We start from the raw sequence: 15,721 nt of genomic DNA, 5'->3' as shown, positions 1-15,721 counted from the left end.
GGGCAAGCGACGCGCCGACTGTCGGGAATCTGTGCCGTCCGCGTCGCACCTTGCGTGCGATGCATCAGCGTCTTCGCTGCTCACGCTTAGGGCATGGGAGACCTCGCGCGTTTGCTCAAGGAGAGCTGGAGCCTCGTCGAGGAGCATCAGGACAAGGTCGCCGGGTACTTCTACGCGCGGATCTTCCTGTCGCATCCCGATCTCCGGGAGCTCTTCCCCGTGCACATGGACGTGCAGCGGGCCCGGTTGCTGGGGGCGATCGTCACCGCGGTGCAGACGCTGGAGGATCCCGAGCGGTTCGACGACTATCTGCGGTCGCTGGGCCGTGATCATCGCAAGTTCCACGTGGAACCGAAGCACTACGAGGTCGTGGGTGGCGCGCTGATCGAGGCGATGCGGCATTACGCCGGGGAGCAGTGGGGAATCGAGTACGACCAGGCCTGGGCCGACGCGTACGCGGTGATCGCCTCGAAGATGATGGCCGGCGCCGACGCCGACACGAACCCGCCGTACTGGTACGCCGAGGTCACCGCGCACGAGCGCCGGGGGCACGACATCGCGGTCTTCACCGTGATGCCGATGCAGCCGCTGGACTTCCGCGCCGGGCAGTACATGAGCCTGGAGTGCCCGCGTTTCCAGCCGAGGTTGTGGCGCACCTACTCACCGGCGAACGCGCCGCGGCGGGACAACTCGATCGAGTTCCACGTCCGCGCGCTCGGCGCCGGCTGGGTCTCCAGCGCGCTGGTGCGCCGCCTGCAGGTCGGTGACATGCTCCGCCTCGCGGCGCCGATGGGGTCGATGAGCCTGGACCGGCGGTCCACCCGCGACGCGGTGTTCGTGGCCGGCGGTACGGGCCTCGCACCGGTGAAATCCCTGCTGGAGGAGCTGACGCGCTACAACCGAACGCGGTGGGTGCATGTGTTCTTCGGCGCCCGTACCCGCGACGACCTGTACGACCTGGCCGCCCTCAACCGCCTCGCCGCCCGCTACCCGTGGCTGTCCGTGGTGACCGCGTGCAGCGACGACCCGACGTTCCCCGGCGAGCAGGGCGACATCTCGGACGTCGTCGGACGGTACGGCCCGTGGAACGAGCACGACTTCTTCGTGTCCGGCTCCGGGCCGATGGTGCGGGCGACGCTCAAGACGCTCGCCGAACTCCAGGTGCCGTCGATCCGCGTCAAGTACGACAGCTTCTCCGAGACCTAGGCGGGTGTCCCGCGGATCATGGCGACGCCGAGGCGGAAGCCGGGCCCGGCGCAGGCCGTCATGATCCGCGGGACACCCCTAGGCGTCAGTAGGTCCACGGCCGGCCGGTCTGGCCGTACTCCTCGACCGGCACCAGCGTCGCGTCGGCGGCCATGCGGTCCACGTACAGGCGGCCCTCGAGGTGGTCGATCTCGTGGCTGACCAGCCTGGCCATCGCGCGCTCGAACGACGTGATCACCCGGGTGCCGTCGAAGCGGGCGTGTTCCACGTCGACCCGCAGCGGCCGCCGGACCAGGCCCCGGTAGTCGAAGAACGACAGGCAGCCCTCGTACTGTTCGTCGGTCTCGCCGGACTCGTCGACCACCCGCGGGTTGAGCAGCACGACCGGCTCGGCGCCGCGCTCGGGCGGGCGGACGACGGCCGCCGCGGCGGCCAGGCCGATCTGCGGGGCGGCGAGGCCGACGCCCTTGCTGAAGTCGTGTACGCCCTCGAGCCGGTCCAGCGTGGTCCGCAGCGCGTCCACGGCTTCGCGGGCGACCACCTCCTCGCGGGGCAGCTGGAAGTGACGGGCGCGCTGGCGCAGCAGGTCCGCGCCGCGTTGGACGATGCCGATTCCGCGCATCCGCTGGCTCGCTCTCAGCTCGTGACCGTTGGTGGCCCGCTGGGGTGTGTCCCCGTGCGGTGCCGCCGCGGCTTCCGGTCGCGGGACTGCGTCGTCACCGACGGTGGGTGCGGCTTGCCCGCGGAACCGCCACTCGAGGCGGTAGCGGGCGTTGAGCAGGGGCGCGTCGGTCGACCACTCGAAGACGGCGCGCTTGTCGTCGTTGTGGCGCTCGAGGGGCGTACGGACCGGCACCTCGGCTGCGAGGGAGGTCTCGACGCCCCACACCTGGGGTTCGAACTCGACCGGGAAGTCCAGCCGTACGGTGAGGTTGCGGGTGGGCAGGCGCACGGCCCGCTGGAACCACTGCCCCCACTTCTCCTCGCCCACCGTGTACGCGTAGTCGATCGTGGTCCGTTCTCCCGGATAGAGCGGGAACTGACCGTGGTCGTTGGCGAAGAGCAGCCAGACTTCCTTGGCGGCATCCCGGTCGAGCTTGAGCCGCCAGTGCATCGGCTCCGCCGCGTCGCCCTCGCCCGCGACCGCGTGCAGGTCCATCTCGTCGAAGCTGAGCGGGTGCGTACGGTGGTGGCGGTTGGAGCCGGCGGGGTCGTGCGGGTAGCGGTCGACCGCGATCTTCACCAGGTAGCGGGTGACGGGTTCGACGCCGGCGTTGTAGAGCGCCCGGCGGATCCGGCACCGGTACGCCCCCTGCGTGTACGTGAGCTCCGCCACCTCACGCTCGACGATGAGCCCGGTGCCGGGCGGCATCCACTGCACGGGTACCGGGGGGTCGCGGTGCAGCGTGGCGCCCCGGGCGTGCCGCAGCTCGTCGTACTCCTGGAATCTCTGCCAGATGGCGCCGCCGGCGGCCAGCACCGCCTCGGCACGCCGGGCGAAGTCCTCGGTGGGCTTGTGCCGGCGGCCTTCGACGTGGCTGACGTAGGAGGGGTCGAAGCCCATCCGGGCGGCGAGTTGCTTCTTCGTCATCCCGCGCTCGACCCGCCATTGCGCGAGCGCCGTCACGAACTGGTCGGCGGCCCTCTCGACAGGCGAGGTGGTCATCACGGATGTCCCCTTTGCGACAGGAATTTCAGTGTCCATGTCTTCCGGTGTCCGCATGGGGCTAGTAGCGCGTTGCCGACAGATACCTTGACGACTCCGGCAACGGCGCAACGTTCCGTTAGGTGACCCTTGCTGGGGGTATTCGTGCAGAAGAACACCTGTCCGGGCGCGCAGGGGGTGGCATGGTTAGGCTAGCCTTAACGGGGTACGGTGAGTGACCCCAGAGGTTGAGCGACAGCGAGGTGAGCACGGTGATCCAGTGGAGCCCCTGCTCCCCCGGGCCCGGCGGCAGCCGGTGACCACCACCCTGGACCACGCCCCCGGTCACGCATCGTTCGCCGACGCCCCTCTGGCACCGGTCACCGCGAGCCTGCGCGCCATGTTCGGCACCTCCACGCAGCTGCCCGGCCTCGCGCCCGACCTCCTGATCCGTGACACCGCGGGCTGGGTGCCCTCGGCCGAGCTGGCCGGCAGCGCCCTGGACGTGCTCCTGGAGTCGTCGAAGCACCGCTGGCAGGCCCAGCCGCACGCCGCGGCCGCGCTGGCCTGGAAGGCGTACACGTACTGGCTGGCGCTGCCGGCCGTGCTGGGCTGGGCGTCCGCGCGCCGGGTGCCGCTGCTGACCGGCACGGACGTGCTGATGCACTTCAACGACCCGCGGCCGCTCGTCACGCTCGGCCTGCACCCGGACATCACCGTGGCAGTGCTGCCGTCGGACCCGCTCGCGCTGAGCGGGCTGCCGGAGGTACGCGTCGTGGCGGACGAGGCCGCGCTCCTGGAGGAGCTGCGCCGTTCGCTGCTGGATGAGCACCTCACGCCGCTGCTCGACGCCATCCACGCGAAGGTACGGCTGGGCAAGCGCACGCTGATGGGCTCGCTGGCCTCCGGGGTGGCGTACGCGGTCCTGCGCTCGGCCGACGTCATGCCGGGCTCGTCCGCGCAGACCATCGACACCCTGCTCACCGCGCTCGGCGTCGAGGACCTCATCGAGCTGGTCCCCGGCCGCGCCGGCAAGCTGGACGTGCAGCGCAAGACGTGCTGCCTCGCGTTCACGCTGCCCAAGCCCAAGGTGTGCATGGGCTGCTGCATCAAGCAGGCCTGACCGCCCCGAGGCGGCCGCCGGGCCTCAGCCCAGCGTCGCCTTCGGGTCGTCCACCAGGTTCCGCACGTCCCACACCCACGCACCGCCGGTCCAGGTGGGCTGGAAGCCGAGCAGGTCGGTCATCGCGCGCAGCATCTCGATGTCGCGCACCTGCGGCGTGAGCACGATGACGCCGGCCTTCCAGTAGCGCAGGTCCGCCAGGGTCATCTCGCGCCGGGTGTCGGTGATCTCCGGGATCGGGTTGCCCTGCTTGATCGACGTCATCAGGCCGCTGGTCGGCCGCCACGGCGGCGAGAACAGAGCCGTCCGGTCGCCCGGGTCGAGCGGGTTCTGGCTGGGCAGCAACGCGTACGCGCTGGCGATGCGCATGTCGAGCCCGGTGTACGCGCTCCAGCGCAGCGGGTCCGGGTACGTGCTGTCGGGCAGGGGCAGCGACACCATCGTGTGGTTGTCGTCCACGTACTGCCGCCAGGCGCCGGACGTGACGAACTCGGGGACCGGGTCCATCTTCACGGTCTCGAGCGGGGTCGGCGCGAGCGGCACCAGCGCCATCGCGACGGCCGTGATCATCGCGACCCGGACCGGGCCCCGCGCGCCCGGCTGGGCCTTCATCAGGTCCGAGGCCTTCTGGCAGCCCAGCGCGAGGACGATGCCGACGACCGGCGCGATCGCCATGGCCCAGCGGGTCGGCACGGCCGAGTTCAGCACCGGCACGCTGTGCAGCAGCGACCAGATGCCGGAGACGCCGGTGTCGACGCCGTTGAGGCGGACCTGCGGGCCGAGCGACATCGCGCCGAACAGCAGCGCGATCCCGGCCAGCGTCAGGACGGCGGCGCTGCGGCGCATCCACGCCACCAGGCCGAAGAACAGGATCACCAGGCCCCAGCCGAAGAACGCGTTCTGCTCGGAGGCGTTCTGGGCGAGGCGCGCCGCGGTCTCGCTGTTGCCGGCGATCGAGCGCTGCGCGTACGCGGTGAAGGATCCCAGGTCGGCCCCGAAGTAGCGGACGAACTCGGGCAGCCCGTGGTAGCTCTGCGGGCCGAAGAACTGCACACACAGCGGGTACGCCAGCAGCGCCACCGTGACGGCGGCCGCGATGCCGAGGCCGCGCAGGAACGTCAGCGCCTCGGCCCGGCCACCGCGGCGCCGGACGAGCCCCATGACCACGCAGAAGACGCCCAGCCCCACCGCGGTCATGAACAGGACCTCGAGGTTGATGAACGCCTGCCAGACCAGCAGGCCCGCGAGGGCGAGGCCGTTGCGGACCACCCGGCCGGGCGTCCGGAGCGCGAGGGTGCGCCAGATGATCAACGGGACCAGGAACTGCGAGACGATGTTCGGGTGGCCGCCGGCGTGCGAGATCATGCTCGGCGCGAAGGTGGCGACGAGGGCGCCGACCCACGCCGCGAGCCGGGATGCCACGAAGTGGCGAGAGAGCACCAAATACCATGAGATACCGGTGAGTGCCAACGCGAGGGTGAGAAACGCGTTGAACGCCACATGCGGCCCGAAGATGGCAGTGACGGGCGTCATCGGCAGCGAAACCGCCAACACCGAGGTGTTGGCCATCATGTTCACCCCATCGGGGTAATTCATGCGATCCGAGAAGAACGGATAAACGCCATCCGTGAGCACGCGTGCACCGTGCGCCAACATCCACTCAAAAAATGCTTGGTCCTGTGGATCGTCGCGCAACTCATGATCAAGGTTGAGCCACAACGGAGCTGTGACGAAGAGCGCTACCGCAATGAACGAGGTAATCGCGAGCGCATCTCGCCAGGTGAGAGACCGCCACCAGCGGCGCCGCGGCGTGACCTGCGGCTCACCGGCGGGCGCCGTGCGATCTGCGGGTATGACGGAGATCGGCGCGGCGACCTCGCTTTCCAGCGCGATCAGCTCCGCATCCAGGTCGTCGGCGGCGGCCTCGCGGGGCGGTGGCAGAAGGTTCCCGCCGGGCGACTGGCCTGTCGAGTCAATACCCGTAATCGTCATAGCATCGGCGAGCCTAACCGAGGTTGATAACAGTGTTGTGACGGGCGGCCCATGCGTGATCGAGCCGATATGAAGACGCGTTTTAGACGCGGTCGGCACCCGTCGGGCATGATGGGTATCAACCCCGGGTACCCGCCGGGCAATGTCTCAATCAGGCAAAAATAGAGCGCCCACCCCCTGCTCAACTTTCGGCAGGACGCACCGGATGGTTAACTCTTCCGGTCCCGCTGTCAGCTCGGATCGGCAAGACGAGGGAACCTACTTATGGCAGACATCACTGGAGACCAGCGGATCCAGTCCGAAGTGCTCGAAGGCCTCGCCATGGCGGTGAACCACCGTCGGTGGTTCGTCGAGCTCGCGCTCCCCTACCTGGGGGAGAACCCGATCGAGATCGGCAGCGGTCTCGGCGACTACGCCCTGGAGTGGGCGGAGCACGTTCCGCACTTCACCGCCACCGAGGCGGACCCCGACCGGCTCGTGCTGCTCAAGGAGCGCCTGGCCGACCACGCCAACATCGACGTGCGCCAGATGCTGCTGCCCGCGGCCGACGCCGCCGGTGAGTACAGCGCCGCGGTGTCGTACAACGTGCTCGAGCACATCGAGGACCACGTCGGCGCCCTGCGCAGCATGGCCGAGCTGGTCCGCCCCGGCGGCCGGGTCATCCTCATCGTGCCGGCGTTCATGTTCGCGATGAGCCAGGTCGACATCGCGACGGGACACATCCGCCGCTACACCAAGAAGACGATGCGCGCCGCCATGACCGAGGCGGGCCTGACCATCGAGAAGCTGCACTACGCGAACGCGCTCGGCCTCATCGGCTACTACGGCGCGACGAGCATCTTCAAGCTGGCCCCGAAGGAGGGCCCGATGGTGAAGGTCTACGACAGCGTGGTGCTGCCGGTCACCAAGGCCGCCGAGAAGATCGTGAAGCCGCCGTTCGGCCAGTCGGTCTTCGTGGTCGCCAAGGTCCCCGGCTGACCTGCCCCTGAGCAGTTGACGACGAAGCCCGCCGGGTCCATCGACCTGGCGGGCTTTCGCGTACGGCGGGTTCTCAGCCCTTGACCTGGTAGGTCGGGCGGATCGTCGCCCGGGCCAGGGTGTGGAACGCGAGGTTGAAGCCCACGTACGCCGGCGTCGCGTCCGCGCCGACCTCGAGGCGGTCCACGTCCAGGGCGTGCACCGCGAAGACGTACCGGTGCGGGCGGTCACCCGGCGGCGGGGCGGCACCGCCGTAACCGGCCTCGCCGTAGTCGTTGCGGATCGTGAACGCCCCCTCGGGGAGCGGGTCGATGCCGCGCGGCAGGTCGGTCACCGACTTCGGCAGGTTCACCAGCACCCAGTGCCAGAAACCGCTGCCGGTCGGCGCGTCCGGATCGAAGCAGGTCACCACGAAGCCGCGGGTCTCCGCCGGGAATCCGGACCAGGCGAGCTGCGGGGAGAGGTTCTTGCCACCGACGCTGGTGTGCACGTACCGCTCGTCGAGCGGCTGCCCGTCGGCCAGGTCCGTGCTGGTCACCGTGAAGGACGGCACCGGCGGCAGGAGGTCGTACGGATCCGGTGCTTCGGCGCGCTCCAGGCTCATACTCGTTGTCCTTCCAGCTGTGCTCGGTCCGAGTCAGACTGCCCAGGTGCAGCCGAGAGTAACCGGCAGACATGTCAGCGGCCTTTCGAGCTGATGACCTGTGCCGAGGAAAATGAACAAACGCACAGCTGGTGCGCGTCAAATCGCTTGACGCGGGCAATAGTTGTGTCAGACATCCGACCGGGTGTGAGCGGCAGGAGATCCCCGCGCCCGGTGGTGATCGGTCGTCCGGCAACGACGCCGCGGCCAGCAAGTCGGCGCCTGTCCCACGGGACGGGCGCCGACTGCTGTCCCGCCGCAAACCGGCCCTGGCCAGGGCGCGGCGATGAGACGATCACTGTCGTGAGAGCTCCGCTGCCGGACGACGAGGCCGCCCGTCTCGCCGCCCTGCACGACGCCCATGTCCTCGACACGGCCGCCGAGGAGGACTTCGACGACATCGCCCTGCTCGCCTCGGAGATCTGCGCGACCCCCGTGGGGCTGGTGACGTTCGTCGACCGGGACCGGCAGTGGGTGAAGGCCGCCGCCGGGGTGGCCCGGGGCGATGTGGGTGGCGAGCTGCCGTACTGCTTCCGGGTGGTGCAGTCCCGGCAGATGGTCGAGGTGGCGGACACCGGCCCGGACACCGCCGCGCTCGCGGGTCAGCAGGTCCGGTTCTACGCGGGCGCACCCGTCGTCCTCGGCGGGAGCCACCCGATCGGCACGGTGTGCGTGGTCGACCGGCGGCCGCGGGAGCTGACCGAGGAGCAGCGCCGCGCCCTGCGCAGCCTCGCCCGGCACGCGGCGGTGCAGCTGGAGCTGCGCCGGTACGCCCGGCACGCCGGCGAGATCGTGGACCGGCTGCGCCAGCTCGACCGGATGAAGGACTCGTTCCTCGCCTCGGTGAGCCACGAGCTGCGGACCCCGCTGTCCGCCATCCGGGGCTACCTGGAGATGCTGCTCGACGACGACTTCGACGCGGAGACCTCGCACCGGTTCCTGACCGTGATGCAACGCAACTCCGACCGCCTGCTGCGGCTCATCGACGACCTGCTGACCGTCGCGCGGCTCAGTGACGAGGCGGTGGAGCTGGACCTGGCCGAGATCGACCTGGCCGAGCTGGTGCACCACGTCACCCTGTCGTGCCGGCCGCTCGCCGAGCACCGCGAGGTCAAGCTGCGCATCCGCTGCGCCGAGCCGGTGCCCGCCCGCGGGGACGCCAAGCGGCTGAGCCAGGCCCTGAACCACCTGATCATGAACGCGGTCAAGTTCACCGCGGCCGGCGGCGAGATCTCGGTGACCACCACCGCCGGCGACGAACCGGAGGTCGTGATCACCGACACCGGGGTGGGCATCCCCGCGGACGAGCTGCCGCACGTCTTCGACCGCTTCTTCCGCAGCACCGCGGCCGACGCGATGGCGGCCCCCGGGCCCGGCCTCGGGCTGGCGATCGTCCGTTCGATCATCGACGCCCATCACGGCAGCATCCACGTGGAGAGCGAGCTCGGCATCGGCACGACCGTCCGGATCATCCTGCCGAAACCCTGATCAGGGGGTACGGCCTGCCGCGCAGTAGTCGTTCCCGCTGCTCCGGTCGGTGTTGAGCGCGGTGAAGGTGGCCTGGTTGCCCTCCTGCTGCCGGCGCAGGTCGATCCGCAGGCGCTGGTGCCCGAGCGAGTCGTCCGGGGGCACGTACGTGAACGGCCGGGCGAGGGTGAGCCCCGAGGCGAGTGGCTTCCACTCCGTCGGGCTGATCCCGCTCCCGCCGTACGCCCAGGTCCGCTGGGACAGCACCCCGTTCACGACCCGCAGCTGGACGCAGACCTCGTGCGTGCCCTGGATGGTGAGGAAGTCGACGGCGGAGGCGCCGGTGTCCGGCGTCGACGAGACGCCCCGGGCGTAACGCACCTCGCGGTCGAGCCGCTGCAGCACCAGCCCGAGCTCCGCCTGCGCCGCCGACCGGGCGTCGACCTCGCCGGCCGACCGGTACATCGAGACGATCCCCGCGGTGGCGATCGACATCACCACCACCATGACGGTCATCGCGACGAGCAGCTCGATCAACGTGAAGCCCTCGTCGCCGGCACGCGTCGACGCGGACTTGCTCCCCATGACCTTCGTTATCGGCACCGCCGGACCTGATCCGAGTACCTGACCAGCGGAACATCACGCGCCGGGCCGTGGTTCCGGCCCGGCGCCATGATCAGCCGGCGGGCGCCGGGTCAGAGCCGTTCGATGTGCAGGCCGGCGTACATCCTGCGGTAGACGACGCCGGTACGCGGGTTGCCGGCGTCGATCATCATTCCGCCGCCCATGTAGATGCCCACGTGCCCCGCGCCGACGACCAGGTCGCCGGGCCGGGCCGCGGACCGGGAGATCGAGCGGGCCCGGGCCGCCTGCGCTCCCGACGAGTGCGGCAGGCGGATTCCGGCGCGGGCGTACGCGCGCTTGGTGAACCCGGAACAGTCGAAGGCGTTCGGGCCCTCCGCGCCTGCCGAGTAGCGCTTGCCGACCTGGGCCCGGGCGAAGGCGATGACCGCGGACATCCCCGCCGGCACGCTGCGGCGCGTGCGCTGCTTCGCGCGATGCCTCACCGCGTGACCCGTGGGACGCACGTGGGCCCGGCGCTCGGCTCGGACGGCCCGCACCCGCCGTTCGGCGAGGGAGCGCCGGTGCTGGGCGGCAAGGGAGCGCCGGTGCTGGGCGGCGGCCAGGGCCTCTCGCCGGGCGATCGCGCGACGCTCGGCGGCCGCGCGGAGTTCGGCGGCGTGGCGGGACTTCTCTGCCCGCCGTACGGTCGCGATCTGACGTTGTGCCGCACGAAGCGCCGTCGCGGCGGGGCGCGTGGCGGATCGGCGGGCCGCGGCCCGGGAAGCCACCCGGTCACGGGAGCGGGCCTGCAGCGTCGCGTCGGCCACCGCGGCGGGGGCGACGGCGAGGACCGGGGAGGGCCGCGCTTCGGCGGCGAAGTGGACGGGTTCGAGGGCCGGTGCGCTCACGGCCAGCGCCAGGGCGCCGGCGGCCAGCACGCGGCCGGTGGTCGGACGGGACAGCAGGAGCCTCCGAACTCGGCCCGGGGCACTCACGCGCATCCCAGCCGGGCGGGGCGTCGCTGCCGCCGACCGGTTCGTCACCCGTCGAGCAGCGACAATGGGAACCCGGACGTATTGGTCATTCCGCCGACCATGCCAACACACATTCGGGACCCGGTCCGGCGGAATTGGCAAAATCCATCCCGCGCCGCTGTCGATGCCGGGGGACCGCCGTTCGTGTAGGGCGTGAAAGCAGTTCTTCCAGGGAGGCAGATGTGAAGACGTACCTGCTCAGCGTGTATCAGCCCGACGGACCGACGCCGCCGCCCGAGTTCCTGGAACCGATCATGCGGGGGCTCGCCGAGCTCACTCAGGAAATGCACGACACCGGAGCATTCGTGTTCACCGCGGGGCTCTGCCCGCCCGACACGGCGACAGTGGTGCGCGTACGCGACGACGACACCATGCTGACCGACGGCCCCTTCACCGAGGGCAAGGAACACCTCGGCGGCTTCACCGTCGTCCGGGCGGCCGACCTCGACGGCGCGCTGGACTGGGCCCGGCGGATGGCGGCGATCACCACGCTGCCGGTGGAGGTCCGGCCATTCCAGGGCTGACCGAGGTCTACCGCGCGGAGTACGGGCGCGCGGTGGCCGTCCTGACCCGCTTCCTCGGCGACCTCGACCTCGCCGAGGAGGCGGTGCAGGACGCCTTCGCCGTCGCGGCCGACCGCTGGCCGCGCGAGGGGATGCCGCCCAGCCCGGCCGGCTGGATCATCACGACCGCCCGGAACCGGGCCGTCGACCGCCTCCGCCGGGAGGCGGTCCGTGGCGTGAAGGAGGCGGAAGCCCTCCGGCTGCACGCCGGCCGGACGAGCGAGGAGGACGACCTCTTGCGGCTCATCTTCACCTGCTGTCACCCCGCGCTGCGCCGGGAGGCACAGGTCGCGCTCACCCTGCGGCTCGTCGGCGGGCTCACCACCGCCGAGATCGCCCGCGCCTTCCTGGTGCCGGAGGCCACGATGGCGCAGCGCATCGTGCGGGCCAAGGCCAAGATCCGCGACGCGGGCATCCCGTACCGGGTGCCGGGGGAAGCGGAGTTGCCGGACCGGCTGCGACCGGTCCTGGCCGTGCTCTACCTGATCTTCAATGAGGGGTACGCGGCCAGCGCCGGCCCCGCCCTCGTCCGCGACGACCTGTGCGCCGAGGCGATCCGGCTCACCCGGATGCTGGCGGCCCTCATGCCGGACGAGCCGGAGGTGTCCGGGCTGCTGGCGCTGCAACTGCTCATCGCCGCCCGCCGGCCCGCTCGCACCACCGTGGACGGTGAGCTGGTACGCCTCGGCGACCAGGACCGGACCCGGTGGGATGCCGCGCTGATCGCCGAAGGTCAGCGGATCGTGCGGGCGTGTGTGCGGCGGTTCAATTCGTCGGTTTCGGCCGGGCTCACCGTCGCGGGAAGGGGCAGGCCGGGCCCGTACCAGCTCCAGGCGGCGATCAACGCGGTGCACAGCGCCGCACCGACCGCAGCGGCCACCGACTGGCCGGCGATCCTGCATCTGTACGACCAGCTCACGGTGCTCACCCCGACGCCGGTCGTCGCGCTGAACCGCGCCGTCGCGGTCGCCGAGGTCACCGGTGCGGCGGCCGCGCTGGAGATCGTCGACGGGCTCGACCTCGACCGGTACCACGTCCTGCACGCCGTCCGCGCCGATCTCCTCCGCCGGCTCGGACGGGCACCCGAGGCGGCGCTCGAGTACGAGCGTGCGGCGCAACTCACGCAGAACGAGGCCGAACGCCGGCACCTGCTCGCCGGCCGCGGCGCAGACTGGGGTGATGGAACGAGTCGACCTGGGTGAGGTCCCGTACGAGGACGCGATGCGACGGATGGCCGGCTGGGTCGAGGAGCGCCGGTCCGGGGCCGCGCCGGACCGGCTCTTCCTGCTCAGCCACCCGCCGGTGATCACGTACGGGCACACGACACCCGTCACCGACCTGCCCGGCGCCCTGTCCCGCATCCCGGCGGTCCCGGCCGACCGCGGCGGTCACGCGACGTACCACGGCCCCGGCCAGCTCGTCGGCTACCTGGTGCTCAACCTGCGCGAACGCGGCCCCGGCGACGTGGTGCGGTGGCTGGAGAACGACCTGGTCGCGGCGCTGCACGACCTCGGCTTCGAGACCGTGCGCCGGGACACGCCGAAGGGGTCACCCAGCCTCGTCGGCGTCTGGACCCCGGACGGCCGCAAGCTCGTCTCCATCGGCATGCGCATCCGCGGCGGCGTGACCAGCCACGGCTTCGCCCTCAACATCGACCCGGACCTGTCGGTGTTCGACTCGTTCGTCGCGTGCAGCCTCACCGACGTGGCGATGACGTCGCTGCGCCAGCTCGCCACGCAGCAGGGCATCCCCATGCCCGATGAGGCCGCGGTCCGCGACGCCGTCGCGCTCCACCTCGTCAAGGAGTCAGGGTCGCGTACAGGTGGAAACGGGTGACGCTCCGCGGGCGTACCCCCGGCATCGTCTGGACCTTGTCCCACAACGGACCGTTCGAAATGCCGCGGCCGGTCGCCGCGACGGCCCGGCGGTGGGCCTCCGCGCTCTCCCACTCCGCGTAGTTGAGCACCCGCGTGCCGTCCGTGCTGACGTGGAAGAACGCGCCGATGCCACCTGCGGGCAGATGCCGGTCGTGGGCCAGCGCATCGAAGACCGCATCGACCCAGGTGCGGGAGAGGTCGGCACCGTCCGTATCGACGCGCACGACGACGACCGCGCCGGGCGTGCCGGGTTTTCGCGAGCCGCGATACAGCTGATATTCCGTCTGATCGTGGCGGACGATGCCGGGCAGATCACGGTTCGACGGCCGGTCGGTCCACTGTGAGTAGTCCCGGACGAGGCCGCCATCGGCATCACGGTAGATCGAATACGAGAGCAGGCCCTCCGGCCATGGCTCAGCCCTCCAGGCATCGACCACCGCCGACGCCTCCCTGTCGCGCGCCTGCCACTCGCCCGAGAGCACAAACCGAGCCTCGTCTCGCGCAGGGTCCGGAATCCGGTCACTGATCTGCACTTTCACGCTCCCATCGGGTACGGGCGCAGCACGCGGGCGTCCCTCAAGGAGTTCCCCCACCAGGTGAGCCCATCGAGCATCCGCTCCGCCGCGACGGTGCTGCCCGGGTCGACGGGAAGCCCGTCCCCGCCGAAGCACTGCCGGGCGCCGTGGAAGCTGACGGTGTCCCGCACGGTGACGGCATGCAGTTCGGCGAAAACGGGGCGCAGGTGTTCGACCGCGCGCAGGCCGCCGGACAACCCGCCGTACGAGACGAAGGCGATCGGCTTGGCCCGCCACTCGCCGAAGTGACCGTCGATGAGCGCCTTCAGCGGCGCGGGATAGCTGTGGTTGTACTCGGGCGTGACGACGACGAACGCGTCGGCCAGCCCGAGCGCCTCAGTCACGGTCCGGTCCTCGGCCGGGACGCGGGCGGTGGGGGTGGTCGCGGCCGGGTCGATGAGGTCGGCTTTCAGGTCGGATCGCCGGCTGATCAGGCCGGCGATCCAGGCGGCGACGGTGGGCCCGAACCGGCCCTCCCGGGTGCTGCCGACGATGACTGCGACGCGAAGCGGCGTGGTGTCCATGCCCGGGACGCTAAAACCCCAACTAATGTTGAGGTCAACCTACGAAGGGGCACGGGGGATGGAGCTCACGGTCGGCCAGCTCGCGGCCCGCAGCGGCGTGTCGGTGTCCGCGCTGCACTTCTTCGAGCGGCAGGGCCTCATCACGAGTACGCGCACCGCCGGCAACCAGCGCCGCTATCGTCGCGACGCGCTGCGCCGGGTGGCGTTCATCCGGATCGCCCAGCGGGTCGGCATTCCGCTCAAGGACGTGGCGGCGGTTCTCGCCGTGCTGCCGGAGAGCCGCACCCCGACGCGGGAGGACTGGGCCAGGGTGTCGGCATGCTGGCAGGCCGAACTCGTCCGGCGGATGCGCCACCTGCAGCAACTGCGCGACGACTTCACCGGCTGCGTGGGCTGCGGCTGCATGTCGATCGACCGCTGCCCACTGATCAACCCGGGCGACGAATTGGGCCGACTGGGTGCGGGTCCGCGCCGCTTGATCGGTGACTGACCCCATTCGGACGAACCGGACACGGTGGTCTTCCGGCGGCGCCCTCGACGGGCACGCGCGAGGCTGGGACACTTCGGACATACCACTGTGAACCAGCCCGAAAGGCTACCCGTCTTCATGCGCCGCAAGCCGTCCCTGTTCCTGACCCTGCTCACCGCCGCGACCGCCCTCGCCGCAACCATGGCCGCCCCGGCCCAGGCCACCCCGGCCGCTCCGGTCGCGCCCGGGGCTCCGGCCGCTGCAGGCGTGTCGACCGCTGCCGCCGCGTCGACGGCTGCGGGAGCGTCGCGTTCGTCGGCGGTTGCGGCAGCGCCCGGCGCGCAGGTCGCCGTCAAGATGACCTTCAACGCGACGCCCGAGCCGGCGCTCAAGGGCTCCACCGTCACGCTCACCGGCCGCGTGTGGATCGGCGCGACGGGCAACCGCGGCCGGGTCAGCTTCTACTTCCGCAAGGCCGGCACCGCGGCGACCGCCTTCACCTACCGCGGCTACGCGACCACGACGGACGCCGGCACCTTCACCCGCCGCTACGTCGCCGACACCACGGGCACGTGGAAGGCTGTCTTCGCCGGCACCGCGGCCCGCAAGAACGCCGCCCGTCTCGACGCCGTCCAGGTCGTGCAGCGCCGCTCCAAGGTGATCTCCGACTGGCAGGGCACGTCCAGCACCTGGCAGAGCCCGACGCTGCGGGTGCCGACCAAGGACTACAAGGTGATCGCGAACTACACGTGCGAGGAGGACGGCTTCCTCTTCGTCGCCTGGAACGGCAACCCGTCCGGCTACGAGTCGGCGAACGCCTCCACGTCCGCGGGCACGGTGACGCTGAACGGCCACGCCGGTGCGCGTACGGGCTACTTCGACGTGAGCACGTGGATCAACTGCAGCTGGCGGGTGCGGGTCTTCTCCGGCATCGAGAACGTGCAGGTCTGAGCCCCTCCAGAAGACGTCGGCCGGTCGGCTCGGGCGATTTCGGGCCGGCCGGCCGCTTGCTGTCTCCGCCCGGCGGTCGCCGCCGGCTCTCACAAGACCGCGCCCGCCGA

16 protein-coding genes are annotated in these 15,721 nt (G+C 70.9%); 9 read left to right on the top strand and 7 right to left on the bottom strand.

Going from position 1 to position 15,721, the window contains the following annotated elements:
• Nucleotides 1-93 precede the first annotated feature (93 nt).
• Nucleotides 94-1,206: a globin domain-containing protein gene (locus COUCH_RS01845; protein WP_249610384.1), complete on the top strand. Its 1,113-nt coding sequence runs from the start codon at nucleotides 94-96 to the stop codon at nucleotides 1,204-1,206.
• An 85-nt stretch (nucleotides 1,207-1,291) separates the two neighbouring features.
• On the opposite strand, the gene COUCH_RS01840 is transcribed toward COUCH_RS01845, so the two are convergent.
• Entirely contained in the window at nucleotides 1,292-2,872 is a 1,581-nt protein-coding gene (locus tag COUCH_RS01840; RefSeq protein WP_249610383.1) for a peptide deformylase, read from the bottom strand.
• A gap of 379 nt (nucleotides 2,873-3,251) precedes the next feature.
• Between COUCH_RS01840 and COUCH_RS01835 the strand changes: the two genes are divergently transcribed.
• The gene (locus tag COUCH_RS01835; protein ID WP_249613522.1) at nucleotides 3,252-3,974 is read left to right on the top strand and encodes an IucA/IucC family C-terminal-domain containing protein; all 723 of its coding nucleotides are present in this window, start codon (nucleotides 3,252-3,254) and stop codon (nucleotides 3,972-3,974) included.
• A gap of 24 nt (nucleotides 3,975-3,998) precedes the next feature.
• Here the strand turns inward: COUCH_RS01835 and COUCH_RS01830 are convergent, their stop codons facing one another.
• Nucleotides 3,999-5,966, bottom strand: coding sequence for a hypothetical protein (locus COUCH_RS01830; protein WP_249613521.1), 1,968 nt, complete (start codon nucleotides 5,964-5,966; stop codon nucleotides 3,999-4,001).
• 264 nt (nucleotides 5,967-6,230) lie between these two features.
• Here COUCH_RS01830 and COUCH_RS01825 point away from each other — a divergent pair, with 264 nt between their 5' ends.
• Nucleotides 6,231-6,944 (top strand): class I SAM-dependent methyltransferase, encoded by a 714-nt coding sequence (locus tag COUCH_RS01825; RefSeq protein ID WP_249610382.1) that lies wholly within the window; start codon nucleotides 6,231-6,233, stop codon nucleotides 6,942-6,944.
• A 73-nt stretch (nucleotides 6,945-7,017) separates the two neighbouring features.
• Here COUCH_RS01825 and COUCH_RS01820 read toward each other — a convergent pair whose 3' ends face one another.
• Nucleotides 7,018-7,548: a YbhB/YbcL family Raf kinase inhibitor-like protein gene (locus tag COUCH_RS01820; protein ID WP_249610381.1), complete on the bottom strand. Its 531-nt coding sequence runs from the start codon at nucleotides 7,546-7,548 to the stop codon at nucleotides 7,018-7,020.
• Nucleotides 7,549-7,890: 342 nt separating this feature from the next.
• On the opposite strand from COUCH_RS01820, the gene COUCH_RS01815 reads away from it, so the two are divergent.
• Entirely contained in the window at nucleotides 7,891-9,075 is a 1,185-nt protein-coding gene (locus COUCH_RS01815) for a GAF domain-containing sensor histidine kinase (RefSeq protein ID WP_249610380.1), read from the top strand.
• On the opposite strand, the gene COUCH_RS01810 is transcribed toward COUCH_RS01815, so the two are convergent.
• Complete coding sequence (locus tag COUCH_RS01810) at nucleotides 9,076-9,639, bottom strand: prepilin-type N-terminal cleavage/methylation domain-containing protein (RefSeq protein ID WP_249610379.1); 564 nt, start codon at nucleotides 9,637-9,639, stop codon at nucleotides 9,076-9,078. It lies immediately after the preceding gene.
• Between the two features lie 110 nt (nucleotides 9,640-9,749).
• A complete protein-coding gene (locus tag COUCH_RS01805) occupies nucleotides 9,750-10,556 on the bottom strand; it encodes a C40 family peptidase (RefSeq protein ID WP_249610378.1) in 807 nt (268 codons plus the stop codon).
• Between the two features lie 278 nt (nucleotides 10,557-10,834).
• Between COUCH_RS01805 and COUCH_RS01800 the strand changes: the two genes are divergently transcribed.
• From COUCH_RS01800 to lipB, 3 genes are read left to right on the top strand one after another with little or no spacing between them, the layout of a single operon-like run.
• Nucleotides 10,835-11,176 (top strand): YciI family protein, encoded by a 342-nt coding sequence (locus tag COUCH_RS01800; protein ID WP_249610377.1) that lies wholly within the window; start codon nucleotides 10,835-10,837, stop codon nucleotides 11,174-11,176.
• The gene (locus tag COUCH_RS01795) at nucleotides 11,164-12,417 is read left to right on the top strand and encodes an RNA polymerase sigma factor (RefSeq protein ID WP_275980122.1); all 1,254 of its coding nucleotides are present in this window, start codon (nucleotides 11,164-11,166) and stop codon (nucleotides 12,415-12,417) included. The genes COUCH_RS01800 and COUCH_RS01795 overlap by 13 nt, the downstream gene beginning before the upstream one ends.
• Nucleotides 12,395-13,051, top strand: coding sequence for a lipoyl(octanoyl) transferase LipB (gene lipB, locus COUCH_RS01790; RefSeq protein ID WP_249610375.1), 657 nt, complete (start codon nucleotides 12,395-12,397; stop codon nucleotides 13,049-13,051). Before COUCH_RS01795 ends, lipB begins: the two co-directional genes overlap by 23 nt.
• Here lipB and COUCH_RS01785 read toward each other — a convergent pair.
• Nucleotides 13,014-13,631: an antibiotic biosynthesis monooxygenase gene (locus COUCH_RS01785; protein WP_249610374.1), complete on the bottom strand. Its 618-nt coding sequence runs from the start codon at nucleotides 13,629-13,631 to the stop codon at nucleotides 13,014-13,016. The genes lipB and COUCH_RS01785 overlap by 38 nt on opposite strands.
• Nucleotides 13,628-14,191, bottom strand: coding sequence for an NADPH-dependent FMN reductase (locus tag COUCH_RS01780; RefSeq protein WP_249610373.1), 564 nt, complete (start codon nucleotides 14,189-14,191; stop codon nucleotides 13,628-13,630). Before COUCH_RS01780 ends, COUCH_RS01785 begins: the two co-directional genes overlap by 4 nt.
• A 58-nt stretch (nucleotides 14,192-14,249) precedes the next feature.
• On the opposite strand from COUCH_RS01780, the gene soxR reads away from it, so the two are divergent.
• Together soxR and COUCH_RS01770 are read left to right on the top strand one after the other, a co-directional pair.
• Nucleotides 14,250-14,681 (top strand): redox-sensitive transcriptional activator SoxR, encoded by a 432-nt coding sequence (gene soxR / locus COUCH_RS01775; protein WP_249610372.1) that lies wholly within the window; start codon nucleotides 14,250-14,252, stop codon nucleotides 14,679-14,681.
• A gap of 117 nt (nucleotides 14,682-14,798) precedes the next feature.
• Nucleotides 14,799-15,611: a hypothetical protein gene (locus tag COUCH_RS01770; RefSeq protein ID WP_249610371.1), complete on the top strand. Its 813-nt coding sequence runs from the start codon at nucleotides 14,799-14,801 to the stop codon at nucleotides 15,609-15,611.
• Nucleotides 15,612-15,721: the final 110 nt, after the last annotated feature.

It is taken from the genome of Couchioplanes caeruleus, from assembly GCF_023499255.1.
GTDB lineage: Bacteria > Actinomycetota > Actinomycetes > Mycobacteriales > Micromonosporaceae > Actinoplanes > Actinoplanes caeruleus_A.
Note: the sequence above shows the minus strand (reverse complement) of the source record. Positions and strands in the feature narration are given on the sequence as shown.

Excerpts from the sequence above, each read along its gene's own strand:
- lipB (WP_249610375.1), top strand. The coding sequence starts at position 12,395 with ATGGAACGAGTCGACCTGGGTGAGGTCCCGTACGAGGACGCGATGCGA.
- COUCH_RS01825 (WP_249610382.1), top strand. The coding sequence starts at position 6,231 with ATGGCAGACATCACTGGAGACCAGCGGATCCAGTCCGAAGTGCTCGAA.
- COUCH_RS01770 (WP_249610371.1), top strand. The coding sequence starts at position 14,799 with ATGCGCCGCAAGCCGTCCCTGTTCCTGACCCTGCTCACCGCCGCGACC.
- soxR (WP_249610372.1), top strand. The coding sequence starts at position 14,250 with ATGGAGCTCACGGTCGGCCAGCTCGCGGCCCGCAGCGGCGTGTCGGTG.
- COUCH_RS01830 (WP_249613521.1), bottom strand. The coding sequence starts at position 5,966 with ATGACGATTACGGGTATTGACTCGACAGGCCAGTCGCCCGGCGGGAAC.
- COUCH_RS01845 (WP_249610384.1), top strand. The coding sequence starts at position 94 with ATGGGAGACCTCGCGCGTTTGCTCAAGGAGAGCTGGAGCCTCGTCGAG.
- COUCH_RS01835 (WP_249613522.1), top strand. The coding sequence starts at position 3,252 with ATGTTCGGCACCTCCACGCAGCTGCCCGGCCTCGCGCCCGACCTCCTG.
- COUCH_RS01780 (WP_249610373.1), bottom strand. The coding sequence starts at position 14,191 with ATGGACACCACGCCGCTTCGCGTCGCAGTCATCGTCGGCAGCACCCGG.
- COUCH_RS01840 (WP_249610383.1), bottom strand. The coding sequence starts at position 2,872 with ATGACCACCTCGCCTGTCGAGAGGGCCGCCGACCAGTTCGTGACGGCG.
- COUCH_RS01820 (WP_249610381.1), bottom strand. The coding sequence starts at position 7,548 with ATGAGCCTGGAGCGCGCCGAAGCACCGGATCCGTACGACCTCCTGCCG.
- COUCH_RS01810 (WP_249610379.1), bottom strand. The coding sequence starts at position 9,639 with ATGGGGAGCAAGTCCGCGTCGACGCGTGCCGGCGACGAGGGCTTCACG.